Consider the following 22,850-nt stretch of genomic DNA (forward strand, 5'->3'; position numbering starts at 1 on the left):
AAGGAAGGAGGCTGTTTGAGCGCAGCGAGTTTGCCTCCTTCCCCGCCCGGTTACACAAATTCAAGGAAGGGGTCGCCATCTCGGGCGCGCCTTTCTTTGCTCACTTTCTTTGGCAAGACAAAGAAAGTGAGTCGCCCCCGGCAGGGGGTGAAAAGGGAGTGGACCACCAAGGCCCAACCAAGCAAATAAACAACCCCACCCGGAGCAACAAAGTGCGCCGCTTCCGCAACACCAAAATCCTCGCCACCCTAGGCCCCGCCAGCAGCGACAAAGACACCATCCGCGCCCTCTTCGACGCCGGCGCGGACGTCTTCCGCCTGAACTTCAGCCACGGCTCGCACGAAGACCACCGCAAGCGCTACGACACCGTGCGCGCGGTGGAGGCCGAGACCGGCCGCCCGATCGGCATCCTCGCTGACATGCAAGGTCCGAAGCTGCGCATCGGCACGTTCGCCGACGGCCGCGTCGTGCTCAAGAACGGGGATCGCTTTGTGCTCGACCGTGACCCGACGCCAGGCGATGTCACGCGCGTGCATCTGCCGCATCCGGAGCTGTACGCCGCTACCGCGCCTGGCCAGTCGCTGTTGCTGGACGACGGCAAGATCCGCCTGGCCGTGGAAGCCGCCGACCCGACGGCCATCGTCACGCGCGTGGTCGATGGCGGCCCGCTGTCGGACCGCAAGGGCGTGAACGTGCCGGACGCCGTGATCCCCATCCCTGCGCTCACCGAGAAAGACCTGCGCGATCTGGACTTCGCGCTGTCATTGGGCGTGGACTGGATTGCGCTGTCGTTCGTGCAGCGCGCCGAAGACGTGATCGCCGCACGCGAGATCATTGGCGACCGCGCTGGGCTGCTCTCGAAGATCGAAAAGCCCGCCGCGCTGCTGCACCTGGAAGACATCGTGCAGGCCTCCGACGCGCTGATGGTGGCGCGCGGCGATCTGGGTGTGGAGCTGCCGCCCGAGCGCGTGCCCGGTGTGCAGAAGCGCATCCTGCGCATGGCGCGCCAGCACGGCAAGCCGGTGGTCGTGGCCACGCAGATGCTGGAATCGATGATCGAAGCGCCGGTGCCGACACGCGCCGAAGCCTCCGACGTGGCCAGCGCCGTGTACGACGGCACCGATGCCGTGATGCTGTCGGCCGAGTCGGCCAGCGGCAAGCACCCGGTGGCGGCGGTCAGCATCATGAACCGCATCATTGCCGAGACCGAACGCGACCCGCTCTACCGCAACCTGATCGACGCGCAACATCAACCGCCGCTGCCCACGCGCCAGGACGCCATCTGCGCGGCCTTGCGCGACGTGACGCACATCCTGGGCGCAGTGGCCACCGTCACCTACACGTCCAGCGGCAAGACGAGCCTGCGCGCCGCACGCGAGCGGCCACTGGCGCCCATCGTCAGCATCACGCCGCGCCTGGACACGGCGCGCCGGCTGGCCATCGCGTGGGGCGTGCACAGCACGGTCAGCCCCGATGTGAGCAATGTCGACGAGATGGTGGACGCAGCGTGCCGGGCCGCCGCGCGTGAAGGCTTTGCCGTGTCGGGCGACCAGATCGCCATCACGGCGGGCATGCCGTTCGGCCAGGCCGGTTCGACCAACCTGCTGCGCCTGGCGGAAATCTGGCCGCAGACCGTGGCAACCGCCCAGACCGAAACGCGCGCCGAGCAGTTCGAAGCCGCGACGGCCTGACGCTGCGTCAGACCACCTTGGAGTAGCGCGGAACGAAGCCGACGGGCTTGCCCCCGGCTTCCACCGCGCGCTCCGTGCCGGCCTCGCGCAGGTGCGAATCGAAGACCATCGCGATGCGGCGCACGAGCAGCCGCCCTTGCGGCGTGATGACGATGCGTTCGTCCCCCACCCTCACCAGCCCGGCTTCCTCCAGCGGCGCCAGCGCCCGCAGCTCGTCCGCAAAACTGCGCTTGAAGTCCAGCCCGTGGCGCGCGCCGAAGGTGCGCATGTTCAGTTCAAATCCGCACATCAGCTCGCCGATCAGCGCGCGGCGCACATGGTCGTCCGGCGTGAGCGACATGCCGCGCAGCACGGCCAGTTCGCCGGCATCGATGCGGGCGTAGTACGCGTCGAGATCCTTTTCGTTCTGCGCATACACATCGCCCACGCGGCTGATGGCGGACACCCCAAACGCCAGCATGTCGCAATCGGCGTGCGTCGAATAGCCCTGGAAATTGCGCTGCAGCCGCCCTTCACGCTGCGCGATGGCAAGCGCATCGTCAGGCCGAGCGAAGTGGTCCATACCGATGTAGACATAACCCTCGGCGACGAGGCGCTCCACCGTCATCGCCAGCAAATCGAGTTTTTCGTCGGCGGTCGGCAGCGCGAGCAGATCGATGCGGCGTTGCTGCTTGAACAGGTGCGGCAGATGCGCGTAGCTGTAGACGGACAGCCGGTCGGGCGCCATCTCCAGCACGCGATCGAGCGTGGCGTTGAAGGTCTCGGTGCGTTGATGCGGCAAGCCGTAGATCAGGTCGAAGCTGATCGACTCGAAGCCCAGCCGGCGCGCGGTGTCGACCACGCGGCGCGTCTCTTCCACGCTCTGCGTGCGATGCACAGCGCGCTGCACCTCGGGGTCGAAGTCTTGAATGCCGAGGCTTGCGCGATTGAAGCCGATCTCGGCCAGGACTTGGAGCGTGGCGTCGTCGGCGTGGCGCGGGTCGAGTTCGACGGAGATTTCGGCGTCGCCCGTCAGCGCAAAATGCTCGCGCGTCGCGGCCATCACGGCACGCATCTCGTCGTGCGCGAGAAACGTGGGCGTGCCGCCGCCCCAGTGCAATTGCGTCACGCGGCGCAGTGGGCCGATCTGGTTGGCCACCATGGCCATCTCACGCGCGAGCGTTTCAACATAACGTGCACTGCGCGAGCGGTCCTTCGTGACGACCTTGTTGCAGCCGCAGTAGTAGCAAAGGTTCGCGCAGAACGGCAGGTGCATGTACAGCGACAGCGGCGCATGCAGCGCAGGCGCGATCGCGGCGCGGCGGTGCAAGGCGTCGAGGTAATCGGCGTTACCAAACTGGTTGTGAAAGCGGTCAGCCGTTGGATACGAGGTATAGCGCGGGCCGTGCGTATCAAAACGCTGCGCGAGCGCGCGCACCTGGGGAGCCGACCAGCGGAAAGCGCTGTCGTTGGCGGCGGACGGAGGATCTGCCGGCTTGGCGAACGGAAACATGGGGCGGTTCTAGTGGGGGCGATAGGTCATCCTAAAACCGCGAGGTGAGTGTCGGGTTGATGTGTGTCAACGTCGGTCAATGCGTGTTTCAAAGCGTTGTGTGCGGCACGCGGGGCGTCACGGCGGCACAACAGGGATGGCCTTCGACGGGTGTTTTGGGGGTTTTGGTTTTTGGTTTTTGGTTTTTGGTTTTTGGTTTTTGGTTTTTGGTTTTTGCTGTTGGTGCATCCCTTGTTTCATCCCCTGCCGGGGCTGACTCACTTTCTTTGGTCTTGCCCAAAGAAAGTAAGCAAAGAAAGGCGCGCCCGAGATGGCGAAAGACTCCTTGAATTTATGTCGCAGGGAGGGGAAGGGAAAAACTCGCTGCGCTCAGACAGTTTCCCTTCCTTTTTCCTCCCTGCAACAGAAATTCAAGGCGCCATCTAGGGCAGGAAAAGTCAAAGGACAAAGCCACACCTTCGGGGCGCCAGCCCAAACGACAAAGGCCAACCGCACGATGGGTTGGCCTTTTTCTTTTGACGTTAGGCCCTTGATGGCGCCTTGAATTTTTGTGAGCGGGCGGATCAAGGAAGGAGGCTGTCTGAGCGCAGCGAGTTTGCCTCCTTCCCCGCACGGTCACACAAATTCAAGGGATGGGTCGCCATCTCGGGCGCGCCTTTCTTTTGCTTACTTTTCTTTGGCAAGACAAAGAAAAGTGAGTCGGTCCCGGCAGGGAACGAAAGGGAGATGGACCACCAACGCAAAAACCAAAAACCCAATCACGAAACCACAGTCTTCTTAGCCGCCAACAACCCCTTCAACGCCCCCAACCGATCCTTCGGCGACATCGCCGGCATCGTGTCCTCAGGCGTCGGCCCGGCATCCTCCCCAAGCTTCATCTCAGCGATATAGCGCGACGGCTCACACACCACCGTCTCCCGCGCCCGCTTGCGTTTCTTGCACCAGCTGATATGCAGGCTGCGCTGCGCCCGCGTGATGCCCACATACATCAACCGCCGCTCTTCTTCGATCTTCTCGTCCGTCAGATCGTCGTCTTCGCGGCAGTGCGGCAGGATGCCCTCTTCCACGCCCACCAGAAACACGTGCGGATACTCCAGCCCCTTGCTCGCGTGCAGCGTTGACAGGCGCACCGCATCCGGATCCTCTTCCTTGCCTTCGAGCATGCTGATCAGCGCGATGGTCTGCGTGAGTTCCAGCAGGTTTTTACCGGCGTCCATCAGGCCATCCGCGTTGTCGAAACCGGTGGCCTCTTTGTCGTCACCTTCGTCGTCATCCTTCTCCGGCTTGGTGCCCTTGCGCTTGAGCCAGTCGAGGAACTCCAGCACGTTGGTCCACTTGTTCTGCGCCTGGCGCTCGTCGTAGGTGTCGTACAGGTAGGCCTCGTAGTGGATGCCTTCCATCATCTCGTCGAGCAGCGTGGCGGCGGGCTCCTTGGCGGCGCGGTCCGAGAGCCGCACGATGAATTCGCAGAACACCCGCAGCGGCTCCAGTTGGCGCGGCGCGAGTTGCGCTTCGATGCCGCCCATCATTGCCGCCTCGAACAGCGACACCTTGGCCTGCCCCGCGAATGCGCCCAGCACTTCCAGCGTCGCATTGCCCACGCCCCGCTTGGGCGTGGTGATGGCGCGGATGAACGCGGGGTCGTCATCCGCATTGGCAATCAGCCGCAGATAGGCGCACAGATCCTTGATCTCGGCCTTGTCGAAAAAGCTCTGGCCGCCCGAGAGCACATACGGAATGCGTTCGCGCCGCAGGATCTGCTCGAACAGGCGCGCCTGGAAGTTGCCGCGATACAGGATCGCGTAATCGCGAAACTGCGCACGACGCTCGAACTTGTGGGCGGACAGCTTGAAGACGACGCTCTCGGCTTCGTGCTCTTCGTCATTGGCGCTGGTCACGTTGATGGGGTCGCCCATGCCGTGCTCGCTCCACAGCGTCTTCTCGAACAGCTTCGGGTTCTGCGCGATGACCGCGTTGGCGGCGTTCAGGATGCGCACCGTGGAGCGGTAGTTCTGCTCCAGCTTGATCACCTTCAGGTTCGGAAAATCGGTCTGCAGCAGCTTGAGGTTGTCGAGCGTGGCGCCGCGCCAGCCGTAGATGGCCTGGTCGTCGTCGCCCACGGCCGTGAAGGCCGGCGCACGCAGGTGCGAGCCGCCCGCCAGCAGCTTCAGCAGCTGATACTGGCAGGCGTTGGTGTCCTGATATTCATCGACGAGGAAGTAGCGCAGGCGGTTCTGCCACTTCAGGCGCACGTCTTCATTGCGCGCGAACAGCTCAGCGGGAATGCGGATCAGGTCGTCAAAATCCACCGCCTGATACGCATGCAGCGTCGCCACGTAGTTGCGGTAGACGAGCGCGGCCTGATGGTCGTCGACGTTGTTGTTGGCGAGCGCCTCGGCAATCGCGGTGTCCGGATCGACGAGACCGTTCTTCCACAGCGAGATCGTGCTCTGCACGCGGCGAATCAACTGCTTGTCGGTGGTCGCCAGCTGCTCCTGGATCATCCCGAAGCAATCGTCGGAATCCATGATCGAGAAACGTGGCTTGAGGCCGACATGCTCGGCTTCCGCCCGCAGGATCTGCACGCCGAGCGAGTGAAACGTACAGACCGTCAACTGCTTGATGGGAATGCGCTTGCCGTCTTCGCGCGTCTTGCCGTCCATCAGCTTGGCCACGCGCTCCTGCATTTCCTTGGCCGCCTTGTTGGTAAACGTAACGGCGGCGATGTGCTTGGGCTCGAAGCCCTTGTCGAGGATCAGGTGCGCGATCTTCTGCGTGATCACGCGCGTCTTGCCCGAGCCCGCACCGGCCAGCACCAGGCACGGGCCGTCGAGGTAATGCACACCTTCGGATTGGGCAGCATTGAGCCCGTGGGCGAGACCGGAAGACATGGGAGCAGGCGGAAGAAAAAGCAGGCGGGAACGACAGCGGAGGGCGATGGTAGCACGGCGCCTTTGCATCGATTGAGCCGACGAAAGGCCTGTTGCCGGGGCGCCTGCGGAGGTGCCCAATACCGCACCGCACGCGTTTGCGCCCCTCGCTTTTCGCAGGGGCGTTACACCGCTTACGCACCGTTACACGAACGGCGTAAGCGACCCCGCGCGGCACGCCGTTATGGGCAGGACAGCGGCTGAATCGGTCGGCCGCCCACCGGAGAACGCACCATGAACCGCATCGTCAAAGCCCTGGCCATCAGCGCCGTCGCCCTGTCTGCCACCACCGGCGCCTTCGCCCAGACGCAATGGCAAAAGGACCACCCGCGCCGCGCCGAGGTCAACCACCGCCTCGCCAACCAGAACAAGCGCATCCACAACGAAGTGAAGGAAGGCGAAATCACCAAGAGCCAGGCGCGCCAGCTGCACAAGGAAGACCGCCAGATTCGCCAGGAAGAGCGCGACATGGCAGCCCAAAACGGTGGGCACATCACCAAACAGGAACAGCGCACGCTGAACCAGCAGGAAAACCAGGTCAGCCGCCAAATCGGCAAGTAAGTCAAAGCAAGACCAGCCACACCCGCACTCCGGCCACACCACAAGGCGCTCCCGCCAGCGCCCCGACGGTGTGGCCGTTGTCTTTGGCCTTTGACGTTCCTGCCCTAGATGGCGCCTTGAATTTCTGTTGCAGGGAGGAAAAAGGAAGGGAAACTGTCTGAGCGAAGCGAGTTTTTCCCTTCCCCTCCCTGCGACATAAATTCAAGGAGTCTTTCGCCATCTCGGGCGCGCCTTTCTTTTGCTTACTTTTCTTTGGCAAGACAAAGAAAAGTAAGTCGGTCCCGGCAGGGAACGAAACGAGGACGGACCACAAGCACAAAAAATCCAGCCCTCCCCCCCCAACCCGAAACCGCCAAGTCCACCCCAATTGACAATCCCATCCCCCTTCCGTAAATTCCGCCCATCCATCCGGGAGAGCGTGCCCGCCGTACACGGCAAGGCGCCGCCGAAGGGGTAGCACCCGAAAACTCTCAGGCATCCAGGACCGGGCGGATCGGCGGACATGCGTCCGACCGCACTCTGGAGAGCTGGCGCCGCACGACCACTGCGGGCGCCCACCGAAGGGGCTCACGAACGGCGCGCACCGCTATGCGCACCGCTTCGCAATCTCTCAGGTACCAAGGACAGAGGGGCCATCTGCGCAGCTTGTAGATCTTCATGGCGTCACCATGAGGCATCAGGCTGCGCGGATGGCCTTTTTGCTTTTCTGGTTCCCGATCCATGCGCCGCGCCCAGGCCACGGCGGCGCACTCAGCCGAGAGATTCCATGACGCTCCAACACACGCCGCTCAATGCCATCCACCGCTCGCTGGGCGCCCGCATGGTCGACTTTGGCGGCTGGGACATGCCCGTCAACTACGGCTCCCAAATCGAAGAGCACCACGCCGTGCGCCAGGACGCAGGCGTCTTCGACGTCTCGCACATGTGCGTGGTCGACCTCACCGGCGCGCGCGTGCGCGATTTCCTGCGTGGGCTGCTCGCCAACAACGTCGACAAGCTCCAGACGCCCGGCAAGGCGCTCTACAGCTGCATGCTGAACCCCAAGGGCGGCGTGATCGACGACCTGATCGTCTACTTCTTCCGCGAAGACTGGTTCCGCCTGGTGGTCAACGCCGGCACCGCCCCGACGGACCTGGAGTGGATCGTCGCGCAGAACGCCGCCGCCGGCACCGACGTGACCATCACGCCGCGCCGCTCCGACAACAACGCAGGCGCCGAGCCGCTGGGCATCCTGGCCGTGCAGGGCCCGAACGCGCGTGCCAAGACCTACGCCGCGCTGCCCGGCACGCAGGCCGTGGGCGACGCGCTCAAGCCGTTCAACGCCGGCTTCGTCACCGTGGAAAACGTGGGCGAGATCATGGTGGCCCGCACCGGCTACACCGGTGAAGACGGTTTCGAACTGGTGGTGCCGGCCGCGCAGATTGCGGGCGTCTGGGAGCGCCTGCTGCAGGCCGGCGTGCGTCCGGCAGGCCTCGGCGCGCGCGACACGCTGCGCCTGGAAGCCGGCATGAACCTCTACGGCCAGGACATGGACGAGCACGTTTCGCCGCTCGACGCCGGCCTCGCCTGGACGGTCGATCTGCAAAGCGAACGCGACTTCAACGGCAAGGCCGCGCTGCAGGCCGGCGGCCAGCGCGAACAGTTCGTCGGCCTGATCCTGCGCGACAAGGGCGGCGTGCTGCGCGCCCACCAGAAGGTCATCACCACCGCCGGTGACGGCGAGATCACCAGCGGCACGTTCAGCCCGAGCCTGTCGCTCTCCATCGCGCTGGCGCGCCTGCCCAAGGACGTGGCCATCGGCACCGACGTACAGGTCGAAATTCGCGACCGCAAGTTGACCGCGACTGTGGTTAAACTGCCGTTCGTGCGCAATGGCAAGGCGCTGGTCAGCTGAACACCGAATCTGCATTCCCAAATACTCATCTTCCGGAGAAACCTTTCATGAGCAACGTCCCCGCCGATCTGAAGTACACCGAACACGACGAGTGGATCCGCGTTGAAGCCGACGGCACGCTGACCATCGGCATTACCGACTTCGCGCAGGAACAGCTCGGCGACATCGTCTTCCTGGAGCTGCCGGAAGCCGGCCGCGCCGTCGCCAAGGACGAAGCGATTGCCGTGGTGGAGTCGGTCAAGGCCGCTTCCGACATCTTCGCCCCGGTGGCCGGCGAAATCGTCGCCAACAACGCCGATGCCGCCGGCGCGCCGGAATCCGTGAACGCAGGCGCCTACGAGGCGTGGCTGTTCAAGATCAAGCCGACCAACGCCGACGATGTGAACGCCCTGATGTCGGCTGCTGATTACGAAGCCAAGATCGGCTAAGCCGGTCCTCCGGCCGGTGCGCGCGCCCTGACCTGCGCCGCGCATCGGCCATTGCTTGCATCGCCTGAATTTCGAGCCCTTGCCATGAACGCTCCGCACCCCGCTTCCTCGGCGCTTGCCGCCGAACGCCCGACGTTGGCTGACCTGGAGGCGCGCGACGCCTTCGCGCACCGCCACATCGGCCCGTCTGCCGACGAGCAGACCGCCATGCTCGGCACGCTGGGCTACACCAGCCGCGCCGCGCTGATCGACGCCGTGATCCCGCCGGCCATCCGCCGCCAGGACGGCATGCCGCTGGGCGAATTCACGCAGCCGCTGACCGAAGAAGCGGCGCTCGCCAAGCTGCGCGGCATCGCCGGGCAGAACCGCGTGGTCAAGAGCCTGATCGGCCAGGGCTACTACGGCACGCACACGCCGGGCGTCATCCTGCGCAACATCCTCGAAAACCCCGCCTGGTACACGGCCTACACTCCGTATCAGCCGGAAATCTCGCAGGGCCGTCTGGAAGCGATGCTGAATTTCCAGCAGATGGTGATCGACCTGACGGCGATGGACATCGCCAATGCGTCGATGCTGGACGAAGCGACCGCCGCGGCTGAAGCCATGACGCTGCTGCAGCGCATTGGCAAGTCGAAGTCGACCGTGTTCTTCGTGGCCGACGACGTGCTGCCGCAAACGCTGGAAGTCGTACGCACGCGCGCTGAGCCGATCGGCGTGCAAGTGGTGACCGGCCCTGCCGCCGACGCTGCCAAGCACGACGCGTTCGGTGTGCTGCTGCAATACCCGGGCGCCAACGGTGCGCTGCTGGGCGATCTGGCGACGTACCAGGCGCTGACCGATGCCGTGCACGCCGCCGGCGGTCTGGTCGTGGCCGCCGCCGACCTGCTGGCGCTCACGCTGCTGGCCGCGCCGGGCGAATGGGGCGCCGACGTCGTGATCGGCAACACGCAGCGCTTTGGTGTGCCGTTCGGTTTCGGCGGCCCGCACGCCGGCTACATGGCCGTGCGCGATGCGTTCAAGCGCTCGATGCCCGGCCGACTGGTCGGCGTGACGATCGATGCGCAAGGCAACCCGGCCTACCGCCTCGCGCTGCAAACGCGCGAGCAGCACATCCGCCGCGAGAAGGCCACCTCGAACATCTGTACCGCGCAGGTGCTGCTGGGCGTGATGGCGTCGATGTACGCCGTCTATCACGGCCCGCAAGGCCTGAAGCGCATCGCCCAGCGCGTGCACCGCCTGACCGCCACGCTGGCCGCCGGCCTCCGCGCGATCGGCTACACGCTGGAAGCCGACGCCTTCTTCGACACGCTGACCGTTGCCACCGGCCCGCGCACCGCCAACCTGCACATCGCTGCGCAGGCGCACGGCATCAACCTGCGCCAGATCGACGACGCGCGACTGGGCATCTCGCTGGACGAGACCGTCACGCGCGCCGATGTCGTGGCGCTGTGGGAAGTCTTCGCGCATGCCGCCCACGCCGCCGCACCGGACTTCGACCAGACCGAAGCGGGCGTCGCCGATGCGTATCCTGCCTCGCTCATCCGCCAGAGCGCGTACCTGACGCATCCGGTGTTCAACGCGCACCACTCCGAACATGAAATGCTGCGCTACCTGCGCAGTCTCGCCGACAAGGATCTCGCGCTGGACCGCACGATGATCCCGCTGGGCTCGTGCACCATGAAGCTCAACGCCACCGCAGAAATGCTGCCGGTGACGTGGCCCGAGTTTTCGAACATCCATCCGTTCGCACCGGCCGACCAGACCGTCGGCTACCGCGAGATGATCGACCAGCTCGAGCAGATGCTCTGCGCCGCCACCGGCTACGCCGCCGTGAGCCTGCAGCCGAATGCCGGCTCGCAGGGCGAATACGCCGGTCTGCTGATCATCCACGCCTACCACGCCAGCCGTGGCGAAGCGCACCGCAACGTGTGCCTGATCCCGTCGTCGGCACACGGTACGAACCCCGCATCGGCGCAGATGGCCGGCATGCAGGTGGTCGTCGTGGCCTGCGATGAGCGCGGCAACGTCGATCTGGCCGATCTGGAAAAGAAGGCCGCCGAGCACAGCAAGAACCTCGCGGCGATCATGATCACCTACCCCTCCACGCACGGCGTGTTCGAGGAAGGCGTGAAGCGCGTCTGCGAAATCGTGCACAGCCACGGCGGCCAGGTCTACGTGGACGGCGCCAACATGAACGCCATGGTCGGCACCGCCGCGCCGGGCCACTTCGGCGGCGACGTCTCGCACCTGAACCTGCACAAGACGTTCTGCATTCCGCATGGCGGCGGCGGCCCGGGCGTTGGTCCGGTGGCCGTGGGTGCGCACCTCGCGCCGTTCCTCCCGGGGCGCGCGGCGTCCGGTGAAGATGCCAGCCAGAACATCGGCAATGTGTCGGCGTCGGCGTTCGGCTCGGCGTCGATCCTGCCGATCTCGTGGATGTACATCGCGATGATGGGCGCCGCGGGCCTGACCGCCGCCACCGAGACGGCCATCCTGTCGGCCAACTACGTGGCCAAGCGTCTCGCGCCGTACTACCCGGTGCTGTACACGGGCGCGCACGGCCTGGTGGCCCACGAGTGCATTCTCGACATCCGTCCGCTGCAGAAGGAATCGGGCATCAGCAACGAAGACATCGCCAAGCGCCTGATGGACTTCGGCTTCCACGCACCGACGATGAGCTTCCCGGTGCCGGGCACGCTGATGATCGAGCCGACCGAAAGCGAGCCGAAGGTGGAACTCGACCGCTTCATCGACGCGATGATCGCCATCCGCGGCGAAGTCGACAAGGTGATCTCGGGCGAATTCGACCGCGAAGACAACCCGCTCAAGCACGCGCCACACACCGCAGCCGTGGTGATGGCCGATGACTGGTCGCACAAGTACACGCGTGAGCAGGCCGCCTACCCGGTGGCATCGCTGCGCGCACGCAAGTACTGGCCGCCGGTTGGCCGCGCCGACAACGTCTACGGCGACCGCAACCTGTTCTGCGCCTGCGTGCCGATGAGCGAGTACGCACAGGACTAAAGCCGGCGACCCAGCGCGATTGCCATCGCGCCGCGCCTCAGGCGGCCGCCTCGCACCACGGGGCGGCCGTTTGCATCTGAACAACCCGAGCGCGGGCGGCCACAAGCCGACTCGCCCCTTTTGCAAAACGCCCCCCGGAGCCTTACCCCATGGCTGTTTCTGTTTTCGACCTCTTCAAGATCGGCATCGGCCCGTCCAGCTCGCACACCGTCGGGCCGATGCGCGCCGCGCTGATGTTCGCCTCCGGCCTCGAAGCCGACGGCCTAATGTCGCAAGTCGCCAGCGTGCGCGTCGAGCTGTATGGCTCGCTCGGCGCCACCGGCAAGGGCCACGGCACCGATCGCGGCGTCATCCTCGGCCTGATGGGCGAGGCGCCGGACACCATCGACCCGGACACCATCGAAGACAAGCTGGCGGCGCTGCGCGCCTCGCAGTCGCTGTCGCTGCTGGGCCGTCACGCGGTGCGCTTTACCGAGAAGGAGCACATCGCCTTCTATCGCCGCGAGGCGATGGCCGAGCACCCGAACGGCATGAAGTTCCACGCCTTCGATGCGGCCGGCGAGCGGCTGCGCGAGGCGCGCTACCTGTCGGTGGGCGGCGGCTTTGTCGTCACGGCCGGTGCGCCGAATACGCAAGTGCTGGCCGCGCACGACCAGTTGCCGCATCCGTTCCGCAGCGGCAAGGAATTGCTGGCGATGTGCGAATCGACGGGCAAGTCCATCGCCCGCCTGATGCTCGAAAACGAATTGACGTGGCGCACCGAAGCCGAAGTGCGCGCCGGCTTGCTCAACATCTGGCACGTGATGCAGGCGTGCGTGGCGCGCGGCTGCCGCACCGAGGGCGAACTGCCGGGCCCGTTCCACGTGCGTCGCCGCGCGGCGGAGCTGTATTCACGGCTCACGGTGCAGGCCGAACGCACGCTGTCCGATCCGCTGTCGGTCATCGACTGGGTGAACCTGTATGCGATTGCCGTGAACGAAGAAAACGCCGCGGGCGGGCGCGTCGTCACGGCGCCGACCAATGGCGCAGCCGGCATCATCCCGGCCGTGATGCATTACTACGACCGCTTCGTGCCTGCCGCGAACGACAACGGCATCGTGGATTTCCTGCTCACCGCCGGCGCGATCGGCATGCTTTACAAGATGAACGCGTCGATCTCGGGCGCGGAAGTCGGCTGCCAGGGGGAAGTCGGCGTGGCGTGTTCGATGGCGGCGGGTGCGCTGGCAGCGGTGCTGGGCGGCACGCCTGCGCAGGTCGAAAACGCAGCGGAGATCGGCATGGAGCACAACCTGGGGCTCACGTGCGACCCGGTTGGCGGGCTCGTGCAGATTCCGTGTATTGAGCGCAATGCGATGGCGTCGGTGAAGGCGGTGAATGCGGCGCGCATGGCGTTGCGGGGGGATGGCACGCATTATGTGTCGCTCGACTCCGTGATCAAGACGATGCGCGAGACGGGGGCGGATATGAAGACCAAGTACAAGGAGACGGCGCGGGGGGGGTTGGCGGTGAATATTGTGGAGTGTTGATTTTTTGGTTTGGGTTTTGGTTTTTGCCTTGGTGGTCCATCTCCCTTTCGTACCCTGCCGGGCACGACTCACTTTTCTTTGTCTTGCCAAAGAAAAGTAAGCAAAAGAAAGGCGCGCCCGAGATGGCGAAAGATTCCTTGAATTTGCGTAACCGGGCGGAGGTGGGGAAAACTCGCTGCGCTCAGACAGTTCCCCACCTTTTTTCCGCCCGCTTACGAAAATTCAAGGCGCCATCAAGGGCAGGAAAGACAAAGGCCAAACCATCTATGCGCAGGCCCAAACGACAAGGCCAACCGCGCGATGGGTTGGCCTTTCTCTTTTGACGTTGAGCCCTTGATGGCGCCTTGGATTTTTGTTGCGGGGAGGAAAAAGAGGGGAGGCTGTCTGAGCGCAGCGAGTTTGCCTCCCCTCCCTCCCCGCGACACAAATCCAAGGGGAAGTCGCCATCTCGGGCGCGCCTTTCTTTTGCTTACTTTTCTTTGGCAAGACAAAGAAAAGTGAGTCGTGCCCGGCAGGGTACGAAAGGAAGGCGGACCACCAACCCAAAAACCAAAAACAACCCCCCCCCCATTTGACGCCTCATTTTTTTCATGGATAACTGTCTCCCCTCACCCAACAACACAGCGAGCCACCCCATGACCCTCCAAACCTGGCTGGCCTTCATCGGCGCCAGCATCATCATCCTGCTCATCCCCGGCCCGACCATCCTTTTGGTGATTGGTGATTCGCTGGCCAACCGTGGGCGCTCGGCGTGGAGCACCGTTGCCGGCGTGGCGGCAGGCGACACCACCGCCATGGCCGTGTCCCTTGCCGGTGCGGGCGCCCTGCTGGCCGCATCGGCGGCGGCCTTCACGGCGCTCAAGCTCATCGGCGGTTCATACCTCGTCTATCTGGGCATCAAGTCCATCCTGAGCGCCCGCCGCCTGCGCGACGATGCGCCGGAAGCCAGCATCCCGGTGCAGCAGAAGTCCGCCGGCCGCCGCTTCCTTTCCGCCTGGACGGTCACCGCGCTGAACCCCAAGAGCATCGTCTTTTTCGTCGCCTTCGTGCCGCAGTTCATGTCGGCCGAGCAGACCTTCCTGTCGCAGAGCGTGATCCTGCTGCCGACCTTCGTCATCCTGGCCGCCGCCAACGCATCGATGTACGCGCTGGCCGCCAAGCTGCTCGCCAAGCGTCTGACCAGCGTGGCCGCGCAGCGCCGCTTCGGCTACACGGGCGGTGCGGTGATGGTGGGCGCAGGCACGCTCACGCTCGGCATGCAGTCGGCCTGATCGCCGTTCACGAGGCCGCACCGAGGACACCCGATGCCCCGCAGTTACCTCCGCCCCTCGCCCGAAGGGGCCCACGGCCACCACCGCGTCACCAACATCGAGCTGTTCTTCGATCTGGTGTTCGTGTTTGCGGTGACGCAGCTCTCGCACCTGCTGATCGGCAACTTCACGCTGCAAGGCGGCGCGCAGGCGCTGCTGCTGATGCTGGCGGTGTGGTGGGTGTGGATCTTCACGTCGTGGGTGACGAACTGGCTCGACCCGGACAAGCTCGCCATCCGCATGCTGATGCTCGTGCTGATGACGGGCGGGCTGCTGCTCTCGGCGTCGCTGCCGCAGGCGTTCGGCTCGCGCGGGCTGGCGTTTGCGCTGGCCTATGTGTTCATGCAGTTCGGGCGCACGGTGTTCTTCCTGTGGGCCGTGCGCGGCGAGGCGCTGCCCATGCGGCGCAACTTCCAGCGCATCGCCACGTGGCTCGGCATCTCTGCGGTGCTGTGGCTGGCGGGCGGGCTGTCGGACGGTTCCGTGCGCTGGGCCTGCTGGATCGTCGCGCTCGCCATCGAATGGGTCGGGCCGTCGATGGGCTTCTACACGCCGGGCCTGGGCCGCTCCACCACCAACGACTGGAACGTGGAAGGCGGCCACATGGCCGAGCGCTGCTCGCTGTTCATCATCATCGCGCTGGGCGAATCGGTGCTCGTCACGGGCTCCACGTTTGCCGGGCTCGACTGGACCGCTCAGAACATCGCGGCGATGGCGCTGTCGTTCATCGGCAGCCTGGCGATGTGGTGGCTGTACTTCGACACGATTGCCGAGCGCGGCGCACACACCATGTCGCATTCGGCCGATCCTGGCCGGCTTGCACGGCTGGCCTACACCTACATCCACGTGGTGCTGGTGGCCGGCATCATCGTCGGGGCGGTGGCCGATGAGTTCGTGCTGGCGCATCCGGTGGGCCACCCGCATGCGGGGACGGCCCTGGCAGTGCTGGGCAGCGCGGCGCTGTACCTGCTGGGCAACCTGCTGTTCAAGTGGGCGATCTTCGGCCGGTTGCGCCCAGCGCATGTGGTTGGTCTGGTGGCGCTGGGCGGCGCCTGGATGGTGGCTGGCGAATGGCCGGCGCTGGCGGTATCTGCGCTGGCGACGGGCGTGCTGTGCGGCACGGCGGCGTGGGAGGGGTACGCACGCTCCTGCGAGACAGCCGAACCGGCACAAGCGCACGGGCACTGAGTGGTCACCTGAAAATTCCAGTTTCTGGACATTACAAAAGGCCACTCGCGCGCCTACTCTGTCCACCAACATGACAGAACACGAGGGCCCCGCCATGATCGACCTCTACTACTGCGCCACGCCCAACGGCCTGAAGATGGCGCTGTTCTTTGCCGAAACCGGCTTGCCGCACCGCGTCATCCCCGTCGATATCAGCCGGGGTGACCAGTTCAAGCCCGAGTTCCTGGCCATCTCGCCCAACAACAAGATCCCGGCCATGGTCGATCACGACCCGGCCGAGGGGACCGAGCCGGTGGTGCTGTTCGAATCGGGCGCCATGCTGCTTTACCTGGCCGAGAAGACCGGCCAGCTGATGCCCACCGACCTGCACGGCCGCATGGAAGTACTCAAGTGGCTGTTCTGGCAGGTGGGCGGCCTGGGCCCGATGGCCGGGCAGATCGGCCACTTCAACGTGTATGCGCCCGAGCGCGTGCCCTACGCCATTGATCGCTACACCAAAGAGACCAACCGCCTGTACGGCGTGCTCGACCGCCGCCTAGCCGATCGCCCATACATCGCCGGCAACGACTACACCATCGCCGATATCGCGGCCTATCCGTGGATCGTCCCGCACGCCGGGCATGGTCAGGACCTGAACGACTTCCCGCACCTGCAGCGCTGGTTCGAAGCCGTTGGCGCACGGCCGGCCACGCAGCGCGCCTATGCCGGGGTGGAACGCGCCTACTCGCGCCGCCGCGAAGACATCTCCGACGACGAGCGCAGCGTGTTGTTCGGCCAGACCGCCAGCACCGCCGCGCGCTGATTCTCGCGGAGCCTCCGCGCTCCGCCTCCATTCCACATTCGTTTTCTGACAGGAGCCGACCATGCCGGCGTCGCTGTGGTGGTTGTGCCTGGGCGCGTTCGCCATCGGCACTGAAGGTTTCATGATCGCCGGCCTGCTGCCGGTGCTCGCCGCAGACCTGGGTGTGAGCGTGCCGGCGGCGGGGCAGCTCGTTACCGTGTTTGCCGTCACGTATGCCGTGGGCTCGCCGGTGATGGCGGCGCTGCTCGGCAATGTCGACCGGCGACGCGTGCTGATCGGCGCGCTGGCCATCTTTGCGGCAGGCAACCTGCTGGCGGCCACCGCGCACGGCTTTGGGCAGTTGATGGCGGCGCGCGTGCTGCTGGCGCTGGCGGCCGGCGTGTTTCTGCCGACGGCCAATGCGGTGGCGACCTCGCTGGTGCCCGCCTCGCGCAGCGGCTCGGCGCTGGCCATCATCACGGGCGGCGGCACGGTGGCAGTGGCGCTCGGCGTGCCGCTGGGCGCATGGATTGCGGCGCAGGGCGACTGGCGCTCCACGTTCATCGCATGCGGTGTGCTGTCGGCACTGGCCACGGCGGGCTTGGCCTTCGGCCTGCCGCGTGCGCTGCCGCACAGCGTGACCACGCTGGCGCAGCGCCTCTCCGTGGCGCGCCGGCCCGGCATGCTGGGCGCGCTGGCGGTGTCCACGCTGTGGGCCGCAGGCGGCTTTACGTTCTACACCTACGTCGCCCCGTTCTTTGTGCAGGGGTTGGGCTTCGCGCCGCAGCACGTGGGCATCGTGCTGTTCCTGGTCGGCAGCTTTGCGGCGCTCGGCACGGGCCTGGGCGGCCACATGACCGACCGCGCCGGTGTGGCACGCGTGCTGGCGGTCAGCAGCGCGGGCATCGTGCTGGCGTTCTCGGTGCTGTCGCTGTCAGCGCAAGTGCTGCACGGCACGGTGGCCGGCGCGGTCGCCATCGGCGCGGTCGTGCTGTGGGGCATGGCCGGCTGGGGCTTCGGCCCGGCGCAGGCGACGCGCTTGATCCGCCTCGCGCCCGATGTGTCACCGATCACGCTGTCGCTGCATGCGTCGGCCGTGTACGTGGGGATCGCGCTGGGGTCGAGCGTTGGCGCCCTGGCCCTGGCGCATGGCGGACCCGGCATGCTGGGGTGGGCAGCCGCCGCGTGCCATGTGGTGGCGGTGGTGTTGTGGCGCAGGGGCGGCCGACATGAGGCGGCGCTGGCCGATGAACCTGCAGCCACGTCGGTCGCACACTGAACGCCGGAGCGCGGAACGCGACGCGCTGGGTCCGGAGCCCGACGCACGGACGTCAAACCCTTGCGCTCCGAGCTTGGACTGCGGCGATCGAGCCTCAAACCCTCGCGTTCCGACCTTGGACCCCGGCGTTCGACCCTCAAACCCTCGTGCGCCACGCTTCGAGGTCGACATTTTCGACCTCAAACACGCACGCTCCGGGCTTTGAGGTCGGCGCTTGAGCCTCAGAGGCTCGGCGTCCGGCCTCCGACCCCTCGCGCTCGGCCCTCTGAGCCCGATTTTTTCGACCTCGAACGGTCATGTTCCGGGTGTTGAGCCTGGTGGACGCGCCTCGGACACTCACGCTCGACTGTCTGAGCCCCGCAATCGGGCCTCAGAGCCTCACGTGCCGCACTCCGACTGCCGCGGTGGGCGTGTCCCGCTCGCCGGTCGAGCGCCGCGCGCCACGCCGATCCCGGTACGGCAGCGCGAACATATAGAGCCCCGTGAACAGCAGCAGCGCCAGCGGCAGCAGCGGCGCGTAGGTGATCCACGCCGGCGGCTGCGCACCCTTGCCCAGCCCCAGGGCGACAAAGTTGGCGATGACCGTGAGCGTGAACGCCATCGACACCCAGCGGTGAAACTGGCGGATTGCGTGGCGGGCGCTCACTGGGCACCTCCGGCGGCCTGGATCATCTTCCAGCCGTTGCCGGCCGGGTCACGAAAGCCGGCGTCGACGCTGCCGAAGCGGTCGATCGGCTCTTGCGTGAACTCCACGCCGCGCTCGCGCAGTTGCGCATAGGCGGCGCGGCAATCGGCGACGGTCAGCACCAGCGGCGGCATCGCGCCCTTGGCCACCATGGCGCGCAAGGTCTGCGCGGTGGCTTCGTCGTGAATGGGCGGGCCCGGCTGGAACAGGCCGAGCTGAAACGACGGCTGCTCCGGATGCTGCACCGTCAGCCACCGATACGGGCCGTTGCGCACGTCGGTGTGCACGCGAAACCCGAGCTTGTCGACATAGAACGCCAGCGCCGCGTCCTGATCATCCACATACAGCCCGACGACATTGATCCCTTGGCTCATCACCGCTCCTTGTTGTTGGTGGGTGACGGATTTGTACCCTCTGCCAGCTGGCGGCGCTTCTCCGAAACTGCTGTGACGAGGTCGGGCCGCTGCGCCGCCTTCAGCACACAGGCGGGCACGCGGTCGAGTTGTTGCTGCGGTGCGGTGGCCTGTGCGTGACGGCGAAGCGCACTCGGGCTCTGCCCGGTGATGTCGCGAAAGATGCGGCCGAAGGTGCCGAGGCTTTCCCAGCCCGTGGCGTAGGCGATTTCGATGATGGGCAGGTCGGTGTCGCGCAGCAGGGTGGTGGCCTGCTCAATGCGGCGCGTGAGCAGGTAGCGGTGCGGCGGAATGCCGAAGGCCTGTTTGAACGAACGCGCAAAATGCGCCGCCGACACGCCGCTCACCTCGGCCAGCCGCTTGACGGGCCATGCCTCGTGCGAGGCGGCGTCCATGCGGTCTTTGGCGCGCAGCAGGCGGCGCAGCAGCGCGGGGTCTTGCTGCGCGTCGGTGTGTGCCTGTGCCACCGCGGCCTGCCCTGGCGAGGTCAGGCCAGCTTGAACTCGCCGATGGCATGGGCGAGCTTGCGCACACCCTCTTCCACCTGCGCCAGCGACGAGGTGGCGTACGACAGACGCAGCGTCGAGCGATCCGGGTCGACCGGGTAGAACGCCGCGCCCGGCACGAACGCCACACCGCGCTCGATGGCCACCTTGGCCACATCGCCGGCATTGCGGCCCGGCAAGGTGCACCACAGGAACATGCCGCCGCGCGGGCGGTTGAAGGTCAGTTCAGTGTCGGGCAACAGCGCACGCAGGCCGTTGGCCATGGCGTGGGCGCGTTCGGCATAGGCCGCACGCGTGCGCGGCAGCACGGTGTCCAGGCGATTGCTGCGCAGGTAGGCAGCGGCCGTGGCCTGCGCAAACGTGGAGGTGTGCGCATCGGCAAACTGCTTGACCATCACCGCGTTGCCCAGCACCGGCTGCGAGGCGATCATCCAACCCACGCGCAGCCCCGGCGCTACCACCTTCGACAGGCTGCCCAGGTAGATCACCCGCCCCTGTGCGCCCTCCGTCTGTTGCGACAGCGCGTACAGCGACGGCGGCGGGGGCGCGTCGAAATACAGATCGCCGTACGGGTCGTCTTCCACGATCAGCAGGTTGTGGCGCACGGCTACATCCAGCAGGCGCTTGCGACGCTCCAGGCTCATCAGCGCGCCGCTCGGGTTGCCGAAGTTGGGAATCACGTAGAGGAATTTGGGATGCGCAGTGGCAAGCACCTTTTCCAGCGCGTCGACATCCAGGCCGTCGCCATCGGTCGGCACGCCGGCCACCTTGGCGCCGTACAGCTTGAACGCCTGAATGGCGGCGAGGAAGGTGGGCGCCTCGGTCAGCACCGTGTCGCCCTCGCCGATCAGCACCTTGCCCAGCAGATCCAGCCCTTGCTGCGAACCGGTGGTGACGAGGATGTCGGTGTTGGCAACGTTGGCGCCGCGCGACTTCATCAGCGTGACGATGGCCTCACGCAGCGGCTCGAAGCCCTCGGTTGCGCCGTATTGCAGCGCGCGGGCGGCGTCGGTGGTGAGTGCGCTGTCGGCGGCGGCCTTCAGGCCTTCCACGTCAAACAAGGCGGCGTCCGGAAAACCGCCGGCAAACGAGATCAGGCCCGGCTTGCCGAGCACCTTGAACAACTCGCGGATGGCGGAGGTTTCAACGTTTTGCAGGCGGGGTGCCAGCAGCGATTGCAGGAATTCCATGGCGTGCGTGTCTCTGTAGTTCGAGTGCCCGCCACTTTACGTGATGTGCGCCGCGTGCGCATGCCAACAGGGCGTCACAGCCATGACTAAAATGCCGGCACCGCATAGGCGAAAAGGAGCCCCGCATGGCTGTCCGACGCATCGTCCCGAACCTGCATGCTGCCGATCCGGCACGTGCCCGCGCGTTCTATGCCGAACTACTCGACCTGGAAGCAGTGATGGACCACGGCTGGATCGTCACCTTTGCCGATACGGCCAACACGATGGCGCCGCAAATCAGCATCGCCAGCGAAGGTGGAAACGGTACACCGGTGCCCGCGCTGTCGGTAGAGGTGGACGATGTGGATGCCGTGCATGCGCGGGCCGTCTCGTTGGGCCTGGAGATCGTCTACCCGCTCGTCGATGAGCCGTGGGGCGTGCGCCGCTTTTATGTGCGCGATCCGTTCGGCAACGTGATCAACATCCTCGCGCACCGCTAGCCCGCACGCATCAAAAAAAGCCCGCATGCCGAAGGCGATGCGGGCGCGGCAGTGCCGGCTAACAGCTACCGGTGCTTGCCGTTGTGGGTGCGCTTGTCCTGGTGTGCGTTGCCGCTCTTGTCCTTTTCGACAACGCGTGTGATGCCACCCGTGGCGGGCGGGTCACTGGCCGGGAAGGTGTCTTCCACGGCCTTTTCCACCAGTTCCTCACGCTTTTCTGCGTGCGGATGCTTCTCTTTCTTACCTTTCTCCATGGCGCCCTCCTGGTTCAAGCGTGGTTGAGGACACGCAAGCGAACAGCGTGCCTGGGCGCGCTCAATACTCTTCCCAGTACGGACGCGAGCCGTAGTACTCGTGCACGGACTGCGCCCAGGTCGGATCGGCCATCGTGGGCCAGCTGTCCTTGTCGAAACCCGGCGCTGCCTCAAGGCGGTCCTTGTTGGCGTCGAGCACGAAGCACTTGCGGTCAACGTCGAGCGACATGGCGCTCCACGGCACGGCAAACAGCTTGTCGCCGATGCCCAGGAAGCCGCCCACCGACATCACCGCATAGGCGATCCGGCCGCGCTGCACGTCGAGCATGATGTCGGTGATCTTGCCGAGGTCCTCTCCATTGAGGTTGACGACGCGGTCGCCCTCCAGCGTATCTGCGGCCATCAGTTCCGGGCCCGGACCCGCCGAATCGGAGTCGGCACGCCCGATGATGCGCATGCGTACGCCAGCGGTGGTTCCCACACCGGTGGCCGTACCGGTGCCCAGCGTGGTGCCCGTTGTCGTGGTTTGCATAGCAGTTACCTCCCATCAATCGGTTGACGTTCAGGATGATGTGCGGCGGCCACGCATCTGCGCGGCGTCTGTCGCACGTAACCACCTGTGTCAGCACGAAGCTTGCCTGCGGCACATCGCCCGCAACGGCGCGCGTGCGGCATGCCGCTTGCTCGACGGTTTGGCGGACTCAAACAACAACCCCGTACCGGAGAGCCCCATGAACAAAGCTGAAATCCCTGTGGCGCAACGCGCCGTGCTGTCGATGCTGCTGGACGATCACCGCGAGGTGAAGAAACTGTTCAAGGCGTTCCAGCAGGAAAAAGACAAAGCCGCCGGCGAGCAAATCGTGCGCGAAGCGTGTGAAAAGTTGACCGTCCATACGCAGCTTGAAGAAGAGGTGTTCTACCCGTTCGTGCGCGACAACGGCGGCGAAGCATTCAAAGACCTTGTCGACGAAGCCGTGGTCGAGCACGCCACCGCGAAGGACCTGATCGAGCAGCTGAGCGGCATGCAGGCGGGCGACGATCTGTTTGCGGCCAAGTTCACCGTGCTGGCCGAGTACGTCTCGCACCACGTTGAAGAGGAAGAGACCGAACTCTTTCCCAAGCTCATCCGCCAGCACGTGGACCTCACCCCGCTGCAGGAACCCATGACCGCGCGCAAGGAAGCATTGCTCGCCGAGACCGCCAGCTGACGCCCCATCAC

Annotated in this window: 20 protein-coding genes and 2 riboswitches; of the genes, 12 read left to right on the forward strand and 8 right to left on the reverse strand. The window is 65.6% G+C overall.

Annotated features, from left to right (window positions below; all coding sequences use genetic code 11):
- The first annotated feature begins 212 nt into the window (after window positions 1–212).
- A complete protein-coding gene (gene pyk, locus N511_RS0106190; RefSeq protein ID WP_027678497.1) occupies window positions 213–1,691 on the forward strand; it encodes a pyruvate kinase in 1,479 nt (492 codons plus the stop codon).
- 7 nt (window positions 1,692–1,698) lie between these two features.
- Here the strand turns inward: pyk and hemN are convergent, their stop codons facing one another.
- Together hemN and N511_RS0106200 are read right to left on the reverse strand one after the other, a co-directional pair.
- Window positions 1,699–3,183 (reverse strand): oxygen-independent coproporphyrinogen III oxidase, encoded by a 1,485-nt coding sequence (gene hemN / locus N511_RS0106195; protein ID WP_027678498.1) that lies wholly within the window; start codon window positions 3,181–3,183, stop codon window positions 1,699–1,701.
- 758 nt (window positions 3,184–3,941) lie between these two features.
- Window positions 3,942–6,074, reverse strand: coding sequence for a UvrD-helicase domain-containing protein (locus N511_RS0106200; protein WP_027678499.1), 2,133 nt, complete (start codon window positions 6,072–6,074; stop codon window positions 3,942–3,944).
- Window positions 6,075–6,347: 273 nt separating this feature from the next.
- On the opposite strand from N511_RS0106200, the gene N511_RS0106205 reads away from it, so the two are divergent.
- The 9 genes from N511_RS0106205 (at window position 6,348) to N511_RS0106245 (ending at window position 18,104) form a co-directional block, all read left to right on the forward strand.
- Window positions 6,348–6,674, forward strand: a complete 327-nt coding sequence (locus N511_RS0106205; RefSeq protein WP_027678500.1) for a hypothetical protein — start codon at window positions 6,348–6,350, stop codon at window positions 6,672–6,674.
- 399 nt (window positions 6,675–7,073) lie between these two features.
- A riboswitch (glycine riboswitch) is annotated at window positions 7,074–7,171 on the forward strand.
- Between the two features lie 12 nt (window positions 7,172–7,183).
- A riboswitch (glycine riboswitch) is annotated at window positions 7,184–7,311 on the forward strand.
- A 129-nt stretch (window positions 7,312–7,440) separates the two neighbouring features.
- A complete protein-coding gene (gene gcvT, locus N511_RS0106210; protein ID WP_027678501.1) occupies window positions 7,441–8,568 on the forward strand; it encodes a glycine cleavage system aminomethyltransferase GcvT in 1,128 nt (375 codons plus the stop codon).
- Between the two features lie 47 nt (window positions 8,569–8,615).
- Complete coding sequence (gene gcvH / locus N511_RS0106215; RefSeq protein WP_009239583.1) at window positions 8,616–8,996, forward strand: glycine cleavage system protein GcvH; 381 nt, start codon at window positions 8,616–8,618, stop codon at window positions 8,994–8,996.
- Between the two features lie 84 nt (window positions 8,997–9,080).
- Window positions 9,081–12,020, forward strand: coding sequence for an aminomethyl-transferring glycine dehydrogenase (gene gcvP / locus N511_RS0106220; protein WP_027678502.1), 2,940 nt, complete (start codon window positions 9,081–9,083; stop codon window positions 12,018–12,020).
- A gap of 149 nt (window positions 12,021–12,169) precedes the next feature.
- Window positions 12,170–13,546 carry an L-serine ammonia-lyase gene (locus N511_RS0106225; protein ID WP_027678503.1) on the forward strand — a complete coding sequence of 459 codons (1,377 nt, stop codon included), beginning with the start codon at window positions 12,170–12,172 and terminating at the stop codon, window positions 13,544–13,546.
- A 635-nt stretch (window positions 13,547–14,181) separates the two neighbouring features.
- Window positions 14,182–14,817 carry a LysE family translocator gene (locus N511_RS0106230; protein WP_027678504.1) on the forward strand — a complete coding sequence of 212 codons (636 nt, stop codon included), beginning with the start codon at window positions 14,182–14,184 and terminating at the stop codon, window positions 14,815–14,817.
- A gap of 33 nt (window positions 14,818–14,850) precedes the next feature.
- Window positions 14,851–16,044: a low temperature requirement protein A gene (locus N511_RS0106235; protein WP_027678505.1), complete on the forward strand. Its 1,194-nt coding sequence runs from the start codon at window positions 14,851–14,853 to the stop codon at window positions 16,042–16,044.
- A gap of 94 nt (window positions 16,045–16,138) precedes the next feature.
- A complete protein-coding gene (locus N511_RS0106240; protein WP_027678506.1) occupies window positions 16,139–16,846 on the forward strand; it encodes a glutathione binding-like protein in 708 nt (235 codons plus the stop codon).
- 61 nt (window positions 16,847–16,907) lie between these two features.
- The gene (locus N511_RS0106245) at window positions 16,908–18,104 is read left to right on the forward strand and encodes an MFS transporter (protein WP_027678507.1); all 1,197 of its coding nucleotides are present in this window, start codon (window positions 16,908–16,910) and stop codon (window positions 18,102–18,104) included.
- A gap of 370 nt (window positions 18,105–18,474) precedes the next feature.
- On the opposite strand, the gene N511_RS0106250 is transcribed toward N511_RS0106245, so the two are convergent.
- From N511_RS0106250 to N511_RS0106265, 4 genes are read right to left on the reverse strand one after another with little or no spacing between them, the layout of a single operon-like run.
- A complete protein-coding gene (locus N511_RS0106250) occupies window positions 18,475–18,750 on the reverse strand; it encodes a hypothetical protein (RefSeq protein WP_027678508.1) in 276 nt (91 codons plus the stop codon).
- On the reverse strand, window positions 18,747–19,163 hold the full coding sequence (locus N511_RS0106255) for a VOC family protein (RefSeq protein ID WP_004633594.1): 417 nt from the start codon (window positions 19,161–19,163) through the stop codon (window positions 18,747–18,749). The genes N511_RS0106250 and N511_RS0106255 overlap by 4 nt, the downstream gene beginning before the upstream one ends.
- Window positions 19,163–19,669, reverse strand: a complete 507-nt coding sequence (locus N511_RS0106260; protein WP_027678509.1) for a helix-turn-helix domain-containing protein — start codon at window positions 19,667–19,669, stop codon at window positions 19,163–19,165. The genes N511_RS0106255 and N511_RS0106260 overlap by 1 nt, the downstream gene beginning before the upstream one ends.
- Before the next feature lie 20 nt (window positions 19,670–19,689).
- Complete coding sequence (locus N511_RS0106265) at window positions 19,690–20,898, reverse strand: aminotransferase-like domain-containing protein (RefSeq protein WP_027678510.1); 1,209 nt, start codon at window positions 20,896–20,898, stop codon at window positions 19,690–19,692.
- 125 nt (window positions 20,899–21,023) lie between these two features.
- Between N511_RS0106265 and N511_RS0106270 the strand changes: the two genes are divergently transcribed.
- A complete protein-coding gene (locus N511_RS0106270; RefSeq protein ID WP_027678511.1) occupies window positions 21,024–21,377 on the forward strand; it encodes a glyoxalase superfamily protein in 354 nt (117 codons plus the stop codon).
- A gap of 65 nt (window positions 21,378–21,442) precedes the next feature.
- Here N511_RS0106270 and N511_RS0106275 read toward each other — a convergent pair whose 3' ends face one another.
- Window positions 21,443–21,631 carry a hypothetical protein gene (locus tag N511_RS0106275; RefSeq protein ID WP_027678512.1) on the reverse strand — a complete coding sequence of 63 codons (189 nt, stop codon included), beginning with the start codon at window positions 21,629–21,631 and terminating at the stop codon, window positions 21,443–21,445.
- A 61-nt stretch (window positions 21,632–21,692) separates the two neighbouring features.
- Window positions 21,693–22,163 (reverse strand): PRC-barrel domain-containing protein, encoded by a 471-nt coding sequence (locus N511_RS0106280; protein ID WP_027678513.1) that lies wholly within the window; start codon window positions 22,161–22,163, stop codon window positions 21,693–21,695.
- A 199-nt stretch (window positions 22,164–22,362) separates the two neighbouring features.
- Between N511_RS0106280 and N511_RS0106285 the strand changes: the two genes are divergently transcribed.
- Entirely contained in the window at window positions 22,363–22,839 is a 477-nt protein-coding gene (locus N511_RS0106285; RefSeq protein ID WP_027678514.1) for a hemerythrin domain-containing protein, read from the forward strand.
- The last annotated feature ends 11 nt before the right edge of the window (window positions 22,840–22,850 follow it).

The sequence above is a fragment of the Ralstonia sp. UNC404CL21Col genome (assembly GCF_000620465.1).
GTDB lineage: Bacteria > Pseudomonadota > Gammaproteobacteria > Burkholderiales > Burkholderiaceae > Ralstonia > Ralstonia flatus.

What these genes read in the sequence shown, in the direction of transcription:
- N511_RS0106245 (WP_027678507.1), top strand. Translation starts at nt 16,908, where the DNA reads ATGCCGGCGTCGCTGTGGTGGTTGTGCCTGGGCGCGTTCGCCATCGGC.
- N511_RS0106225 (WP_027678503.1), top strand. Translation starts at nt 12,170, where the DNA reads ATGGCTGTTTCTGTTTTCGACCTCTTCAAGATCGGCATCGGCCCGTCC.
- N511_RS0106230 (WP_027678504.1), top strand. Translation starts at nt 14,182, where the DNA reads ATGACCCTCCAAACCTGGCTGGCCTTCATCGGCGCCAGCATCATCATC.
- hemN (WP_027678498.1), bottom strand. Translation starts at nt 3,183, where the DNA reads ATGTTTCCGTTCGCCAAGCCGGCAGATCCTCCGTCCGCCGCCAACGAC.
- N511_RS0106275 (WP_027678512.1), bottom strand. Translation starts at nt 21,631, where the DNA reads ATGGAGAAAGGTAAGAAAGAGAAGCATCCGCACGCAGAAAAGCGTGAG.
- N511_RS0106265 (WP_027678510.1), bottom strand. Translation starts at nt 20,898, where the DNA reads ATGGAATTCCTGCAATCGCTGCTGGCACCCCGCCTGCAAAACGTTGAA.
- gcvT (WP_027678501.1), top strand. Translation starts at nt 7,441, where the DNA reads ATGACGCTCCAACACACGCCGCTCAATGCCATCCACCGCTCGCTGGGC.
- N511_RS0106235 (WP_027678505.1), top strand. Translation starts at nt 14,851, where the DNA reads ATGCCCCGCAGTTACCTCCGCCCCTCGCCCGAAGGGGCCCACGGCCAC.
- N511_RS0106205 (WP_027678500.1), top strand. Translation starts at nt 6,348, where the DNA reads ATGAACCGCATCGTCAAAGCCCTGGCCATCAGCGCCGTCGCCCTGTCT.
- N511_RS0106285 (WP_027678514.1), top strand. Translation starts at nt 22,363, where the DNA reads ATGAACAAAGCTGAAATCCCTGTGGCGCAACGCGCCGTGCTGTCGATG.
- N511_RS0106200 (WP_027678499.1), bottom strand. Translation starts at nt 6,074, where the DNA reads ATGTCTTCCGGTCTCGCCCACGGGCTCAATGCTGCCCAATCCGAAGGT.
- N511_RS0106280 (WP_027678513.1), bottom strand. Translation starts at nt 22,163, where the DNA reads ATGCAAACCACGACAACGGGCACCACGCTGGGCACCGGTACGGCCACC.
- gcvH (WP_009239583.1), top strand. Translation starts at nt 8,616, where the DNA reads ATGAGCAACGTCCCCGCCGATCTGAAGTACACCGAACACGACGAGTGG.
- N511_RS0106255 (WP_004633594.1), bottom strand. Translation starts at nt 19,163, where the DNA reads ATGAGCCAAGGGATCAATGTCGTCGGGCTGTATGTGGATGATCAGGAC.
- N511_RS0106240 (WP_027678506.1), top strand. Translation starts at nt 16,139, where the DNA reads ATGATCGACCTCTACTACTGCGCCACGCCCAACGGCCTGAAGATGGCG.
- gcvP (WP_027678502.1), top strand. Translation starts at nt 9,081, where the DNA reads ATGAACGCTCCGCACCCCGCTTCCTCGGCGCTTGCCGCCGAACGCCCG.
- N511_RS0106270 (WP_027678511.1), top strand. Translation starts at nt 21,024, where the DNA reads ATGGCTGTCCGACGCATCGTCCCGAACCTGCATGCTGCCGATCCGGCA.